We start from the raw sequence: 14,982 nt of genomic DNA on the forward strand, positions 1-14,982 counted from the left end.
GGGAAGCCGCACCAGCGGACAGCCGCAGGCCGGATCCGCCCTCCCGGCGGGTCCGGCCGGCGCTGTCGTCCTCGGGGCCGTGCTCAGAACTCGTCGTCGAAGGCGACCGTGCCCTCCACCGCCACCTGGTACGCGGACGGGCGGCGCTCGAAGAAGTTCGTCAGCTCCTGCACGTCCTGCAGCTCCATGAACGCGAACGGGTTCTGCGCCCCGTACACCGGCGCGAAGCCGAGGCGCACCAGCCGCTGGTCCGCCACGCACTCCAGATACGCGCGCATCGACTCGGTGTTCATCCCCGGCAGACCGTCGCCGCACAGGTCCCGCGCGAACTGCAGCTCCGCCTGCACCGCCTCGTCGAGCATGTCGCGCACCTGCCGCCCCAGCTCCTCGTCGAAGAGGCCGGGCTCCTCCTCGCGGACCGTGTCGACCACGGAGAACGCGAAGTTCATGTGCATGCTCTCGTCGCGGAAGACCCAGTTCGTGCCGGTGGCGAGGCCGTGCAGCAGGCCGCGGGAGCGCAGCCAGTAGACGTACGCGAACGCGCCGTAGAAGAACAGGCCCTCGATGCAGGCGGCGAAGCAGATGAGGTTGAGCAGGAAGCGGCGGCGGTCCTCCCGGGTCTCCAGCCGCTCGATGTTCTCCACGGAGTCCATCCAGCGGAAGCAGAACCGCGCCTTCTCGCGGATCGACGGGATGTTCTCCACGGCGGCGAACGCGGCGGCCCGCTCGTCCGGGTCGGGGAGGTAGGTGTCGAGCAGCGTCAGATAGAACTGGACGTGCACGGCCTCCTCGAAAAGCTGGCGGGAGAGGTAGAGGCGGGCCTCCGGCGAGTTGATGTGCTTGTAGAGCGTGAGCACCAGGTTGTTCGCCACGATCGAGTCGCCGGTGGCGAAGAAGGCCACCAGCCGGCCGATGAGGTGCTGTTCGCCCGGCGAGAGCTTGGCGAGGTCGGAGACGTCGGAGTGGAGGTCGACCTCCTCGACGGTCCAGGTGTTCTTGATGGCGTCCCGGTAGCGCTCGTAGAAGTCCGGGTAGCGCATGGGGCGCAGGGTCAGCTCGAAGCCGGGGTCGAGCAGGTTCTTGGCTTCGGTGGCGGCGGTCACTGGCATGCCTCGCAGGTCTCGGGGTTCTCCAGGGAGCAGGCGACGGCGTCGTCGGCGTGCGTTTCCTGTCCAGGCAGCGGGCCGGGCAGCGGGCCGGGCAGCGGGCCGGGCAGGGGTACGGGGGCGGGGTCCGCGGGTGCGGTGGCGCGGGCCGAGCGGGCGATCCGGGTCGCGGGGCGCGAGCGCAGGTAGTACGTCGTCTTCAGCCCGGACTTCCAGGCGTAGGCGTACATCGAGCTGAGCTTGCCGATGGTCGGCGCGGCCATGAACAGGTTGAGCGACTGCGCCTGGTCGAGGTACGGGGTACGGGCCGCGGCCATGTCGATCAGCGCGCGCTGCGGCAGCTCCCACGCCGTGCGGTAGCGCGCCCGGACCTCCTCGGGGATCCAGGTCAGCTCCTGTACGGACCCGTTGTGCTCGCGCAGCGCCTCGCGGGTCTGCGCGTCCCACACCCCGAGCGCCTTCAACTCGGCCACCAGGTAGGAGTTGACCTGGAGGAACTCCCCGCTCAGCGTCTCGCGCTTGAAGAGGTTGGAGACCTGCGGCTCGATGCACTCGTAGACGCCGGCGATGGAGGCGATCGTCGCGGTCGGCGCGATGGCCAGCAGCAGCGAGTTGCGCAGACCGGCCCCGGCGATCCGGGCGCGCAGCGCCTCCCAGCGCTCCGGCCAGGTCACGTCGGCCTCGGGGTAGTGGTCGGGGTGCAGCACGCCGCGCGCGGCGCGGGTGCGGGACCAGGCCGGGTGCGGGCCGTGCCGCTCGGCGAGGCCGGCGGAGGTGGCGTACGCGGCGAGCATGATGCGCTCGGCGATCCGCGTGGACAGCGCCCGCGCCTCGGCGGAGTCGAACGGCAGCCCCAGCCGGAAGAAGACGTCCTGCAGACCCATGACGCCCAGGCCCACGGGCCGCCAGCGGGAGTTGGAGGCGGCGGCCTGCCGAGTGGGGTAGAAGTTGATGTCGACGACGCGGTCGAGGAACGTCACGGCGGTACGGACCGTGGCGTCCAGCTTCTCCCAGTCCATCGCCCCCTCCCAGCCGCCGGCGGTGTCTCCCAGATGGGCGGCGAGGTTGACCGAGCCCAGGTTGCACACCGCGGTCTCGCCGTCGTCCGAGACCTCCAGGATCTCGGTGCACAGGTTCGAGGAGTGCACCACGGCACCGGGCTCGGCGGTCTGGTTGGCGGTGCGGTTGGCGGCGTCCTTGAACGTCATCCAGCCGTTGCCGGTCTGCGCGAGGGTACGCATCATCCGCCCGTACAACTGCCGCGCGGGGACCTGCTTGACGTACCGCCCCTCCGCCTCCGCGCGCGTGTACGCCGCGTCGAACTCCGCGCCGTACAGGTCGGTCAGCTCCGGCACGTCGGCGGGCGAGAACAGCGACCAGAGGCCGTCGGCCTCGACGCGGCGCATGAACTCGTCCGGGATCCAGTGCGCGAGGTTGAGGTTGTGGGTGCGGCGGGCCTCCTCGCCGGTGTTGTCGCGCAGCTCCAGGAACTCCTCGACGTCGGCGTGCCAGGGCTCCAGGTAGACGCAGGCGGCGCCCTTGCGCTTGCCGCCCTGGTTCACGGCGGCGACGGAGGCGTCCAGGGTGCGCAGGAACGGGACGATGCCGTTGGAGTGGCCGTTGGTGCCGCGGATCAGCGAACCGCGGGAGCGGACGCGGGTGAAGGAGATGCCGATGCCGCCGGAGTGCTTGGACAGCCGGGCGACCTGGTGGTACCGCTCGTAGATCGAGTCCAGCTCGTCCAGCGGCGAGTCCAGCAGGTAGCAGGCCGACATCTGCGGGTGGCGGGTGCCGGAGTTGAAGAGCGTGGGGGAGGAGGCCAGGTAGTCCAGGCGGCTCATCAGCCCGTACAGCTCGGCGACTTCGGCGAGGGCGGCGTCGGATTCGTCGGCGGCCAGCCCGCAGGCGACGCGCAGGAAGAAGTGCTGGGCGGTCTCGATGACGGCGCGCCGAGCGGGGTGGCGCAGCAGGTAGCGGGTGTAGACCGTGCGCAGGCCGAAGTAGCCGAAGAGGTCGTCGCGGCCCTCGGCGACGGCCTCGTCCACCAGGGCGTCCAGGCGCGCGGCGTGCCGCCGGACGAAGGCGGCGGTGGCGTCGGTGACGATGCCCTCGCGGTGGCCCACGGCGATCGACGCGGCGAAGCTGGTGGCGCCCTGGGCCGCGGCCTCCTCGGTGACGGCCCGGGTCAGCAGCCGGGCGGCCAGCCGCGAGTACTCCGGATCCTCGGCGATCAGCGCCGCCGCGGCCTCGGTGGCCAGCTCCCGCAACTCCGCCTCGCCGGCGCCCGGCTGCCGGCCGCGCAGCGCGTCCGCGGCGACCCGGCCGGGGTCGGTGGCGGGCAGGTCGGCGGCCAGCTCGGTGAGGGTGCGGATGAGCGCGGCGGCCGGGCCGTCGTCGGCGTTGCGAGTGCCGGTGGAAGCGGCGGTGGTACGGGGGCCGGCTGAGGCGGGCTCCGCGGGCGCGGCCGGTGGTGCGATGGTCAAGATCCTGCTCTCCCTCGCTCGGCGGGCCGCGCGGGAGGGGCAGTGATACGGGCGCATGCGGGCACACGGACAGCACCCGGCAGCGTCCGTGAGCCCAATCCGCGAGACCCGGACGTCATCGATCACTGCCGCAGGTGTTCGGGCTCACGACGTACGGGCACGCCGCCGCAAGGCAGGCATGGCAGGACATCGCTCACCGTTGCGGGACAGCTCCGGACTTCCACCGGAATTCCCCTGCGTCGGCAGCTTGGAAGAGAATACATCTAGTGGCTCGTCTGGGAACCACCCCTATATGTTGTGCCGCGTGTCGACGGCGCCTCAGAGGTCCGTGACGAAGGCCCACAGCGGCAGACCGGGCAGCGGGTACCAGTCGCGCTCGGGTGTGCGGAGGAACCCCAGCCGCCCGTACAGCCGGTGGGCCGGGGCCATCTCCGGCGTGCTGGACAGCACCATCCGGTGCGCGCCCAGCTCCCGGGCGCGGTCCAGACAGGCCCGTACGAGCGCCTCGCCCACGCCCCGGCCGCGCGCCTCCCGCGCCACCGCCAGCATCCGGAACTCGCCTTCTCCTGGCCCGCTCAGCTCCGCGAACGGCGACCCCTTCGTCACGAACGTCACGCTGCCCAGCAGCCGTCCGCCGTCCGGCCCGCCGTCCCCGTCGACCGCGACCAGCACCTGAGAGCGGTCGGCCGTCGCCCGGCGCCGCACGTCGCGCAGCTCGTGCACGTACTCGTCGTCGTCGCCGTACGTCAGCAGTCCGTCCACCTGATACGCCCGGGCGACCAGCTCGCCCGCCTTCTCGTACTCCGCCGGCTGCACCGGCCGCACCGTGAAGTCCATGACCCGAGTGTGCCCTGTCCCACTGACAACGGGCCGCCGCCCCCGCAAGCCGGGGACGGCGGCCCGTACGCCGTCGGCATCCGCCGCGCCGCGCTCAGCAGCAGCGGAAGCCCTTGCGCGGGTCGTCACCCGCGTCCATGCGCATCCGCTCGAACTCGCGCCGGCTGGGCACCTGCGCGTCGGGGTCGTGCCCGCGCAGGTGCTCGGCGTAGCGCTCGTACGCGGTGTCGCCGATCACCTCGCGGACGTACCACCAGACCTTGCGCCCGGCCGCCGCCAGTGCCGCCGTCCCCGTCACGAGCCGCCTCCGTCCCGCGGACCGCCGCCGGCGCGCGGTCCCGTGCCCGGCTTGAACCCGCCGCCGCTGCCCAGCCCGGCCGCGGCCAGCTCCGCCTTCTCCTCCTTGGTCGGGATCAGTTGCGCCGGCGCGACGAACGACGACTCGTGGTACGGCTCCTCGTGGCTGACCACCGACTCGGGATTGCGCAGCGACTTGATGCACACCCGCGCCGCGTCCACGATCACGACGACCACCAGCAGCGCGAAGACGGCGGACAGGACGCCGTCGACCGTCGTGTTGGTGACGATGGTCTCGGCGTCCTCCAGCGCCTGCCCGGACAGCTCGCCGGAGTCGATCTGCTCCTGCGCCACGTCGCCCTGGGCGAAGAAGCCGACCCGCGGGTCGTCCGAGAACACCTTCTGCCAGCTCGCGGTGAGCGTGACCACCGCGACCCAGGCCAGCGGGATGCCCGTCACCCACGCCCACTTCAGCCGCCCCGACTTGATCAGCAGCGTGGTGCAGATCGTCAGCGCGATCGCGCCGAGGAGCTGGTTGGTGATGCCGAAGAGCGGGAAGAGCTGGTTGATGCCGCCGAGGGGGTCGTTGACGCCGACCCACAGGAAGTAGCCCCACAGGCCCACGACCACCGCGCTGGTGCCGATGAGCCCCGGCCACCAGCTCACGCGCTTGAGCGGCTTGTAGATGTTGCCGAGGGTGTCCTGCAGCATGAAGCGGCCCACCCGGGTGCCCGCGTCCAGCGCCGTCAGGATGAACAGCGCCTCGAACATGATGGCGAAGTGATACCAGAACGCCTTCAGGCTGTCCCCGGTCACGTCGGAGAAGATCTCCGAGACCCCGATGGCGAACGTCGGTGCGCCGCCGGTACGGGACAGCAGCGTCGACTCCTCGACGGAGTCGGCCGCCGCCTGCAGTGCCGACGGCGTGATCTCGTACCCGAAGCCCTGGATCGCCTGCGACGCCGACTGCGCGGTGTCGCCGATCACCGTGGGCGCCGAGTTCATCGCGAAGTACAGCCCCGGGTCCAGCACGCAGGCGGCGATGATCGCGACGATCGCCACGGAGGACTCCATCAGCATGGAGCCGTAGCCGATCATCCGCACCTGCGTCTCCTTCTGCACCATCTTCGGCGTGGTGCCGGAGGAGATCAGGGCGTGGAAGCCGGACAGGGCACCGCAGGCGATGGTGATGAAGACGAACGGGAACAGCGAGCCGGCGAAGACCGGCCCGGTGCCCTCGCCGGCGAAGTCGGTGACGCTGTCCATCTTCAGCGTCGGCGCGGACACGAGCACGCCGATGAAGAGCAGGGCGATCGTGCCGAGCTTCATGAACGTGGACAGGTAGTCGCGCGGCGCGAGCAGCGCCCACACCGGCAGCACCGAGGCGATGAAGGCGTAGATCACCATCCAGATGACCAGCGACTCCTTGCTCAGCGTGAACGTGTCCGCGAGCGAGGACTCGGCCACCCACCGGCCCGCGACCAGCGCGAGCAGCAGCAGGGCGACGCCTATCAGCGACACCTCGGCGATCCGGCCCGGCCGGATCATCCGCAGGTAGAAGCCCATGAACAGGGCGATCGGGATCGTCATGCCGATGGAGAACGTGCCCCAGGGGGACTCCGCCAGCGCGTTGACAATGACCAGCGCCAGCACCGCCAGCAGGATGATCATGATCGCGAAGACCCCGATCAGCGCGGCGGCGCCGCCCACCGGGCCGATCTCCTCGCGCGCCATCTGGCCGAGCGAACGGCCGTTGCGGCGGGTGGAGAAGAACAGCACCACCATGTCCTGGACCGCGCCCGCGAAGATGACGCCCGCGACGATCCAGATCGTGCCCGGCAGATAGCCCATCTGCGCCGCCAGCACCGGGCCGACCAGCGGGCCGGCGCCGGAGATCGCGGCGAAGTGGTGGCCGAGGAGCACCCGGCGGTCGGTCGGCTGGAAGTCGATGCCGTTGTCGAGCCGCTCGGCGGGGGTGGCGCGGGTCTTGTCGGCCTGGAGCACGCGGTAGGCGATGAACTTCGAGTAGAAGCGGTAGCCGATGGCGTACGAGCCGAGGGCCGCGGCCACCATCCAGGCCGCCGAGACCTCCTCGCCCCGGGAGAGCGCCAGCACGGTCCAGCCGATGGCGCCCACCAGGGCGACGGCGGTCCACAGGACAACGCTCTTCGGTTCCAGGCGTGGCTTGCGCGGCACGTCCGGTGGTGCTTGGACTGTCATGGCGGCTCCGTCCCCTGAGCTCTCACTCTCTTGCAATGCGCTCGAAATGTAGAGCAGGGGTTGGCTGCCGTCACTAGGGAGACAAGTCGCTTTTTGGTCACGAACCCCCTGGCAGGGGCGCTGCGGCCCCGGCGGCTGGCCGGGCCCGCCGCCGTGCGGCCGCTCAGCCCACCGGGCGGCGGAGGCGGGCGACGAACTTGTAGCGGTCGCCGCGGTAGACCGACCGGACCCACTCCACCGGCTCGCCCTGGCTGTCGACGGAGTGGCGCGAGAGCATCAGCATCGGCAGGCCCGTGTCCGTGCCCAGCAGCCCCGCCTCACGGGGCGTGGCGAGCGAGGTCTCGATGGTCTCCTCAGCCTCGGCGAGGTGCACGTCGTAGACCTCGGCGAGCGCGGTGTAGAGCGAGGAGTGCTTGACCAGGCTGCGGCGCAGCGCGGGGAAGCGCTTGGCCGACAGGTGGGTCGTCTCGATGGCCATCGGCTCGCCGTTGGCCAGCCGCAGCCGCTCGATGCGCAGCACGCGCCCGCCCGGGGTGATGTCGAGCCGCTCGGCGAGCTGGTCCCCGGCGGTGACGTAGCCGATGTCCAGGAGCTGCGAGGTGGGTTCGAGACCCTGGGCGCGCATGTCCTCGGTGTACGAGGTCAGTTGCAGGGCCTGCGAGACCTTGGGCTTTGCCACGAACGTGCCCTTGCCCTGGATCCGCTCCAGCCGCCCCTCCACGACCAGCTCCTGCAGCGCCTGGCGCACGGTCGTACGGGAGGTGTCGAACTCGGCGGCGAGGGTGCGCTCCGGCGGCACCGGGGTGCCGGGAGGCAGGGTCTCGGTCATCTCCAGCAAGTGCCGCTTGAGCCGGTAGTACTTGGGCACGCGGGTGGTCCGCCCGGTGCTGCTCCCGGCACGTCCCGGCTCGTCGGCTGCCGGTACCGTCGCAGCCGGCGTTCCCTCGGCCGGTCCGGCGTTCGTCCTCATGACTCCTCCGTCTGGTAGCGGCTCACATCCTGGCACGGCTCGTCACCCGTCGGTGCACTCGCGGGGTGACGGGATAGCTCACATGTCGGTCCGGTAACGGAAGCCGAACCAGCAGGCCGCGCACCCTTGACACCCTCATTGGTCTAGGCCAGGCTTCGTTGCACGATTGGTCCAGACCAAGACCGTCAACCTGGTCTAAACCATTAAAGACCACAAGTCCACTCCGCGGGCAGGGTCCGGGAGCAAGGACTTTTCGGTGGCGAATCGCTGGCGAACGACGGCAGGGGGGCGTGGGCCGGCATGTTGAGGAGGGTGACGTGAAGCGCACGGCGGTAGCGGTGCTGGCGGCGGCTGGCCTGGTGGCAAGCCTCGCCGCCTGCGGGTCTGACGATGGTGACGGCGACGAGAAGGGGGGCGGCGGCCCCGGCTCGTTCAAGGGCGAGACGCTCACCTTCTGGGCCATGGACGGCTCGACCCCGGAAGACTGGCTGAAGGACGTCCAGGCCGAGTTCGAGAAGAAGACGGGCGCCAAGCTCGAATACAAGGTGCAGCAGTGGAACGGCATCCAGCAGAAGCTGACCACCGCGCTGTCCGAGGAGAGCCCGCCCGACGTGGTCGAGGTCGGCAACACCCAGACGCCCGCCTACGCGGCGACCGGCGGCCTGGCCGATCTGACCGCGCTGAAGGAGGAGATCGGCACCGAGTGGACCGAGTCCCTCAACGAGTCGTCGATCTACGAGGGCAAGCAGTACGCCGCCCCGTGGTTCTTCGCCAACCGCGTGGTGCTCTACAACAAGTCGGTCTTCAAGGAAGCCGGCATCACGGAGCTGCCCAAGACCCGTGACGACCTCTTCGCGGCCTTCGACAGGATCGAGAAGAACACCGACGCCGAGCCGGTCTACATGCCCGGCCAGAACTGGTACTTCTTCGACGGCCTGCTCATCGGCCAGGACGCCGAGCTGGTGAAGCAGGACGGCGACACGTGGGTCTCCAACCTGGCCGACCCCAAGGTCGGCCAGGCCATGGAGATCTACAAGCAGTACGCCGACTACTCCACGGCGCCCAAGGACAAGGACGAGGCCACCCCGCAGCAGGGCGAGGTCTTCGGCAAGGGCAAGACCGGCGCGATCATCGGCATGGGCTGGGAAGCCGGCATCGCGATCGAGGCCAGCAAGGACAAGAACTTCGAGAAGGAGATCGGCTACTTCACCATCCCCGGTGAGACCGCCGAGACCCCCGAGAGCGTCTTCCTCGGCGGCTCCAACCTGGCCATCGCCGCCGGCAGCGACAAGCAGGAACTCGCCCAGGAGTTCCTGAAGACCGCCCTGTCCGACAAGCACGAGGGCGCCCTGGCCGCTGCCAACGGCGTGATCCCCAACAAGGACTCGCTGCAGTCGAAGCTGGAGGGCAACGAGGCGGCCGAGGCCGCGGCGCCGTCCGCAGCCGTCGGCGGCACCACGCCGCTCATCCCCGAGTGGGGCGCGGTGGAGAACACCCCCAACCCCATCAAGTCCTACATGACCGCCTACCTCAACGGTGACTCCCACGAGGAAGCGGCCGAGTCGGTCGAGGACGACCTGAACGAGCGCCTCGCGCAGGAGTAAGCGCCATCGGGCGGGCGGGACCGGGTACGACCCGGCCCCGCCCGCCCCCGCGGGTCCGAAACCACCTCGTCCCGAAGAGATCACCGCATCATGACTGTGCAGATACCGGGGCCGGCCACCGAGAAGACCCAGGGCCGCGCCCGTACGACACCGCCCCCACCGCCCGGCCGCCACCGCAAGGCCCAGGGATCGGCCGGCGCCCTCCCGTACCTGCTGCTGCTGCCCGCACTGGTGATCACCGCGGTGCTGCTCGGCTACCCGCTGGTGAAGAACGGCATCCTGTCGTTCCAGAAGCTCGGCATGAAGGAGCTGATCCAGCACCTCACCGAGTGGAACGGCTTCGACAACTACACCGACGTCCTCGGCGGCGAGGACTTCTGGCGCGTCACCCTGCGGACCGTGGTCTTCACCGCGGTCAACGTGGCGCTCATCATGCTGTTCGGCACCCTGATCGGGCTGCTGCTCGCCCGGCTCGGCCGCCGGATGCGGCTCACCCTGATGATGGCGCTCGTGCTCGCCTGGGCGATGCCCATCATCGCGGCCACCACCGTCTACCAGTGGCTGTTCGCTGAGCGCTACGGCGTCGTCAACTGGATCCTGGACAAGCTCGGCTGGCACTCGATGGCCGACTACTCCTGGACCAGCAGCCAGTTCTCCACGTTCTTCGTGATCACGGTGATGCTCGTCTGGACGTCGATCCCGTTCGTGGCGATCAACCTCTACGCCGCCACGACCACGATCGCCAAGGAGCTGTACGAGGCCGCCGGCCTGGACGGCGCCGGCGCCTGGCGCACGTTCACCTCGGTGACCTTCCCGTTCATCAAGCCGTTCCTGATCGCCACCACGTTCCTGGAGATCATCTGGATCTTCAAGGCGTTCCCGCACGTCTACGCGATCAACGGCGGCGGACCCGACCGGCTCACCGAGACGCTGCCCGTCTACGCCTTCGTCGAGGGCGTCGGCAACCAGCACTACGGCATGGGCGCGGCGATCTCCGTGCTCACCATCCTGGTGCTGATGGGGCTGACGTCGTACTACATCCGCATGGCCATGAAGCAGGAGAGGGAAGACTCGTGAGGCGCTCGTTCATCGGCCGCTTCTGGCCCAACGCGACGGCCCTGGTGCTGTGCGTGCTCTTCCTCTTCCCCGTCTACTGGATGTTCGCCACGTCCTTCAAGCCGACCGGCGACATCATCAGCGACGACCCGGTCTGGTTCCCCCTGGACCCGACCTTCGAGCACTACCGCACGGCCTTCGACGCCGACAACTTCTGGAACTTCTGGAAGAACTCGCTCACGGTGACCCTGCTGGCGGTCGGCATCTCGCTGCTCATCGCCCTCTTCGCGTCCTTCGCCCTCGCGCGGATGCGGTTCCGGGGCCGCAGCGGCGTCATCCTGCTGTTCATGTTCGCGCAGATGGCGCCCTGGGAAGTCATGGTCATCTCGGTGTACATGCTGGTGCGCGACGCCGACATGCTCAACAGCCTGGTGCCGCTGACGCTCTTCTACACCGTGATGGTGCTGCCGCTGACGATCCTGACCCTGCGTACCTACGTGGCCGCGGTGCCCAAGGACCTGGAGGAGGCGGCCATGGTCGACGGCGCCACCCGTACCCAGGCGTTCCGCAAGGTGATCTTCCCGCTGCTGGCGCCCGGCCTGATGGCCACCTCGCTGTTCGGGTTCATCACCGCCTGGAACGAGTTCGCCCTCGTGCTCGTGGTCAACAAGGAGGCCGAGGCGCAGACCCTGCCGCTGTGGCTGTCGCAGTTCCAGACCCAGTTCGGCGACGACTGGGGCGCCACCATGGCCGCCGCGTCGCTGTTCGCCCTGCCCATCCTGCTGCTCTTCCTGTACCTCCAGCGCAAGGTCACCGCCGGTCTCACCGCCGGCGCCGTGAAGGGCTGACGCACCACCTCGTAAGCTGCGGCGGGGACGACCCACCGCGGGAAGGGACAGCACGACGGCCATGACGACACTCGCAGGGAGCACTGACACGCTGACCCGGGACGCTCTTGCCGTACTCCAGCCGAGCTTCCTGGGTACCGAGCCCCCGGACTGGGTGCTGCGCCGCCTCGACGAGGGCCTGACCGGCGTCGGGCTCTTCGGCCGCAACATCGAGAACCCCGAGCAGGTCGCCCGGCTCACCGCGCGGCTGCGCGCCGTCCGGCCCGAGGTGCTGGTGGCGATGGACGAGGAGGGCGGCGACGTCACCCGCCTCGAGGTGCGTACCGGCTCCTCGTTCCCCGGCAACCTCGCCCTCGGCGCCGTCGACGACCCCGACCTCACCCGGGCCGTCGCCCGCGAGCTGGGCCGCCGGCTCGCCGAGGTCGGCGTGAACCTCGACTGGGCCCCGTCCGCCGACGTCAACTCCAACCCGGACAACCCGGTCATCGGCGTGCGCTCCTTCGGCGCCGACCCGGAGCTGGTCGCCCGGCACACCGCCGCGTACATCGAGGGCCTGCAGGACGCGGGCGTCAGCGCCTGCGCGAAGCACTTCCCCGGGCACGGCGACACCAGCGTCGACTCACACCACGCCATGCCGCGGGTCGACGTCTCCCTCGGCGTGCTGCGCGACCGCGAGCTGGTGCCGTTCCGGGCCGCGATCGCGGCCGGCACCAAGGCCGTGATGAGCGCGCACATCCTGCTGCCCGCGCTCCGCACCGAGCTGCCCGCCACCGTCAGCCCCGAGGCGCTCACCGGCCTGCTGCGCGCCCCGGCCGTCTACGGCGGCCTCGGCTTCGACGGCCTGATCATCACCGACGCGCTGGAGATGCAGGCCATCGCCGCGCAGTACGGCATCGAGGGCGGTGCCGTACGGGCCGTCGCCGCCGGCGCGGACGCGATGTGCATCGGGTCCCGCGGCGACGAGGAGATCGTGCTGCGCACCAGAGACGCCCTGGTGGCCGCGGTGCGCAGCGGGGACCTGCCCGAGGAGCGGCTGGCCGACGCCGCCGCCCGGGTACGGGCGCTGGCGGCCTGGTCGGCGTCGGCGGCGTCCGGCGCGGTGGCGGGGATCGCGCCGGACCCCGGCGTCGGCCAGGCTGCGGCCCGCCGGGCGCTGCGCGTCACGGGGGCCGCGGCGTACGAGCCGCCGGCCGGCCCGGTGTACGTCGCCGGGTTCACGCCGGTGGCCAGCATCGCGGTGGGGCAGGAGACCCCGTGGGGCGTCGGCGCGGAGCTGGAGCGGGCACTGCCCGGCACCGAGTCCGCGGTCTTCGACGGGTCGGCGCTGGGCGCCGCGGACGGCACGGGAGGGGACGCGGCGAGCCGGGAGGGTTTGTCGGCGCTGACCGCACATGTGCTCGCGGCGGCCGGTGATCGTAGGATCGTCGCAGTGGTGCGCGACGTCCACCGTCACTCCTGGATGGCGGACGCGCTCGACGCCCTGCTCGAAGCCCGTCCCGACACCGTCGTGGTGGAGATGGGCGTACCGCAGGCGCCGCCGCGCGGGGCGCTGCACATCGCGACGCACGGTGCCGCCCGCGTCTGCGGGCGCGCCGCCGCGGAGGTCGTCACCGGCAAGGGCGCCGGGGCCTGATTACCGCCCTCACCACCTGACACCGCACTACGGAGGCACCCCGCATGACTGCCGCCCAGCCGGGCCGGATCATGGCCGGCGAGATGGCCGAACAGCCCGAGGCCCTGCGCCGCGTCCTGACGCAGGGCGCCCCGGAGATCCGCCGGGTCGCCGAGGCGATCGCGGCCCGCGCGCCGCGCTTCGTCCTGCTGACCGCGCGCGGCACGTCGGACAACGCCGCGCTGTACGCCAAGTACCTGCTGGAGATCCGGCTCGGCCTGCCGTGCGGGCTGACGTCGATGTCCACCACCACGGCGTACGAGGCCAAGCAGGACCTCACCGACGTGCTGGTGATCACGGTCAGCCAGTCCGGCGGCTCGCCCGACCTCGTCGCCTCCACCCGGGCCGCCCGCGAGGCCGGCGCCATCACGCTGGCGGTGACGAACAACCCCGACTCACCGCTGGCCGGCGTCAGCGAGTACCACATCGACGTGCTCGCCGGCCCGGAGAAGGCGCTGCCGGCGACCAAGACGTACACCGCCTCGCTGCTGGCGCTCTACCTCTTCGTCGAGGGCATGCGCGGCGAGCACGGCGATCAGGGAGCAGCGGCGGCGACGCTGCCGGAGCTGGCCGAGAAGATCCTCGCCCGGCAGGACGAGGTGAAGGCCCTGGCCCAGCGCTACCGCTTCGCCGAGCGGATGGTCCTCACCTCGCGCGGCTTCGGCTATCCGACGGCCAAGGAGGCGGCGCTGAAGCTGATGGAGACGTCGTACATCCCGGCGCTCTCCTACTCCGGCGCCGACCTGCTGCACGGCCCGCTGGCCATGGTCGACAACGTCTCGCCGGTCATCGCCATCGTCACCGACGGCCGCGGCGGCGAGGCGCTGCAGCCGGTGCTGGACCGGCTGCGGGACCGCGGCGCGGACCTCGTCGTCATCGGCCCCCAGGCGCAGGTCGCCGCCGCCGCGGGAGGCTTCGCCCTGCCGACGGCGGGGGTGGCGGAGGAGGTGCAGCCGATCCTGGAGATCCTGCCGCTGCAACTGCTGGCGTACGAGGTCACCATCGCCCGCGGCCAGGACCCCGACGCGCCGCGCTCGCTGGCGAAGGTCACCGAGACCCGCTGAACCTGTCTCGTACGACTACGGCCCCGGCCCCCCGCGAGGGAGCCGGGGCCGTGCCCGTACGCGCGTGCGTTACAGCACCACGCCGCCGGAGACGTCCACGTACAGGCCGGTCAGCACGCCGGCCGCGGGGGAGGCCAGATACGCCACCTGGTCCGCGACCTCGCTCACCTCCGGGATCCGGCCGAGCGGGGACATCGCGGCCATGCCGGCCTTGGCGTCGTCGTTGTCGCGCAGCCAGTCGGCGTTCATGTCGGTGTCGAGGGCGCCGGGCCCGATCGCGTTGACGGTGATGCCCCGCTCGCCGACGGACTTCGACAGGAACTTGGTGAAGGCGTCGACCGCGCTCTTCGTCATCGTGTACGCCAGCAGCGTCGGCATCATCGCCGCGTGCGTGGCCACCGTGGAGACGTTGACGATGCGCCCGCCGTCCCGCATCCGGGGCAGGCCCAGCTTGGTGACGAAGAACGGCGCCCTGGTGTTCACCGCGAACAGCCGGTCGAAGTCGGCCTCCTCGGTGTCCTCGACGAGCGCCTGCAGCGCGACACCCGCGTTGTTGACCAGGATGTCCAGTCCGTCCGCGTGCCGGTCGAACTCCGCCCACAGCGCCGCCGCGTCGCCCGGCACGCCCAGCTCGGCCCGGATCGCGAACGCCTCGCCCCCGGCCGCCTCGATCGCAGCGACGGTCTCCTTCGCCGCGGCCTCGTTGCTGCCGTAGTGCACGGCGACGCGCGCGCCGTCCCGGCCCAGCCGCTCCGCGATCGCCCGGCCGATGCCGCGGCTTGCGCCCGTGACCAGTGCCGTCTTCCCAGTGAGCGCGCCCATGGC

At 70.9% G+C, this 14,982-nt stretch carries 12 protein-coding genes and 1 riboswitch; of the genes, 5 read left to right on the forward strand and 7 right to left on the reverse strand.

The window, feature by feature from the left end:
- Window positions 1-83 precede the first annotated feature (83 nt).
- From B124_RS15840 to B124_RS15865, 6 genes are all read right to left on the reverse strand, one after another.
- Complete coding sequence (locus B124_RS15840) at window positions 84-1,109, reverse strand: ribonucleotide-diphosphate reductase subunit beta (protein ID WP_496503473.1); 1,026 nt, start codon at window positions 1,107-1,109, stop codon at window positions 84-86.
- Complete coding sequence (locus B124_RS15845; protein ID WP_496503474.1) at window positions 1,100-3,589, reverse strand: ribonucleoside-diphosphate reductase subunit alpha; 2,490 nt, start codon at window positions 3,587-3,589, stop codon at window positions 1,100-1,102. The genes B124_RS15840 and B124_RS15845 overlap by 10 nt, the downstream gene beginning before the upstream one ends.
- A 112-nt stretch (window positions 3,590-3,701) precedes the next feature.
- Window positions 3,702-3,849: riboswitch (cobalamin riboswitch) on the reverse strand.
- A 58-nt stretch (window positions 3,850-3,907) separates the two neighbouring features.
- Complete coding sequence (locus B124_RS15850) at window positions 3,908-4,426, reverse strand: GNAT family N-acetyltransferase (RefSeq protein WP_496503475.1); 519 nt, start codon at window positions 4,424-4,426, stop codon at window positions 3,908-3,910.
- Window positions 4,427-4,520: 94 nt separating this feature from the next.
- Window positions 4,521-4,724, reverse strand: coding sequence for a YbdD/YjiX family protein (locus B124_RS15855; RefSeq protein WP_496503476.1), 204 nt, complete (start codon window positions 4,722-4,724; stop codon window positions 4,521-4,523).
- The gene (locus B124_RS15860; protein ID WP_496503477.1) at window positions 4,721-6,943 is read right to left on the reverse strand and encodes a carbon starvation CstA family protein; all 2,223 of its coding nucleotides are present in this window, start codon (window positions 6,941-6,943) and stop codon (window positions 4,721-4,723) included. Before B124_RS15860 ends, B124_RS15855 begins: the two co-directional genes overlap by 4 nt.
- Before the next feature lie 163 nt (window positions 6,944-7,106).
- Window positions 7,107-7,913, reverse strand: coding sequence for a GntR family transcriptional regulator (locus B124_RS15865; RefSeq protein WP_496503478.1), 807 nt, complete (start codon window positions 7,911-7,913; stop codon window positions 7,107-7,109).
- Window positions 7,914-8,230: 317 nt separating this feature from the next.
- On the opposite strand from B124_RS15865, the gene B124_RS15870 reads away from it, so the two are divergent.
- The 5 genes from B124_RS15870 to B124_RS15890 all read left to right on the forward strand — a co-directional run bounded on the left by B124_RS15870 (window position 8,231) and on the right by B124_RS15890 (window position 14,157).
- On the forward strand, window positions 8,231-9,517 hold the full coding sequence (locus B124_RS15870) for an extracellular solute-binding protein (protein WP_496503479.1): 1,287 nt from the start codon (window positions 8,231-8,233) through the stop codon (window positions 9,515-9,517).
- A gap of 90 nt (window positions 9,518-9,607) precedes the next feature.
- On the forward strand, window positions 9,608-10,594 hold the full coding sequence (locus B124_RS15875) for a carbohydrate ABC transporter permease (RefSeq protein WP_496503480.1): 987 nt from the start codon (window positions 9,608-9,610) through the stop codon (window positions 10,592-10,594).
- Window positions 10,591-11,421, forward strand: a complete 831-nt coding sequence (locus B124_RS15880; RefSeq protein ID WP_496503481.1) for a carbohydrate ABC transporter permease — start codon at window positions 10,591-10,593, stop codon at window positions 11,419-11,421. The genes B124_RS15875 and B124_RS15880 overlap by 4 nt, the downstream gene beginning before the upstream one ends.
- Window positions 11,422-11,482: 61 nt before the next feature.
- On the forward strand, window positions 11,483-13,054 hold the full coding sequence (locus B124_RS15885) for a glycoside hydrolase family 3 protein (protein ID WP_496503482.1): 1,572 nt from the start codon (window positions 11,483-11,485) through the stop codon (window positions 13,052-13,054).
- Between the two features lie 44 nt (window positions 13,055-13,098).
- On the forward strand, window positions 13,099-14,157 hold the full coding sequence (locus tag B124_RS15890) for an SIS domain-containing protein (protein ID WP_496503483.1): 1,059 nt from the start codon (window positions 13,099-13,101) through the stop codon (window positions 14,155-14,157).
- A gap of 69 nt (window positions 14,158-14,226) precedes the next feature.
- Here B124_RS15890 and B124_RS15895 read toward each other — a convergent pair whose 3' ends face one another.
- Window positions 14,227-14,979 (reverse strand): SDR family oxidoreductase, encoded by a 753-nt coding sequence (locus B124_RS15895; protein WP_496503484.1) that lies wholly within the window; start codon window positions 14,977-14,979, stop codon window positions 14,227-14,229.
- Window positions 14,980-14,982 lie beyond the last annotated feature (3 nt).

The organism is Streptomyces sp. CNP082 (assembly GCF_059570535.1).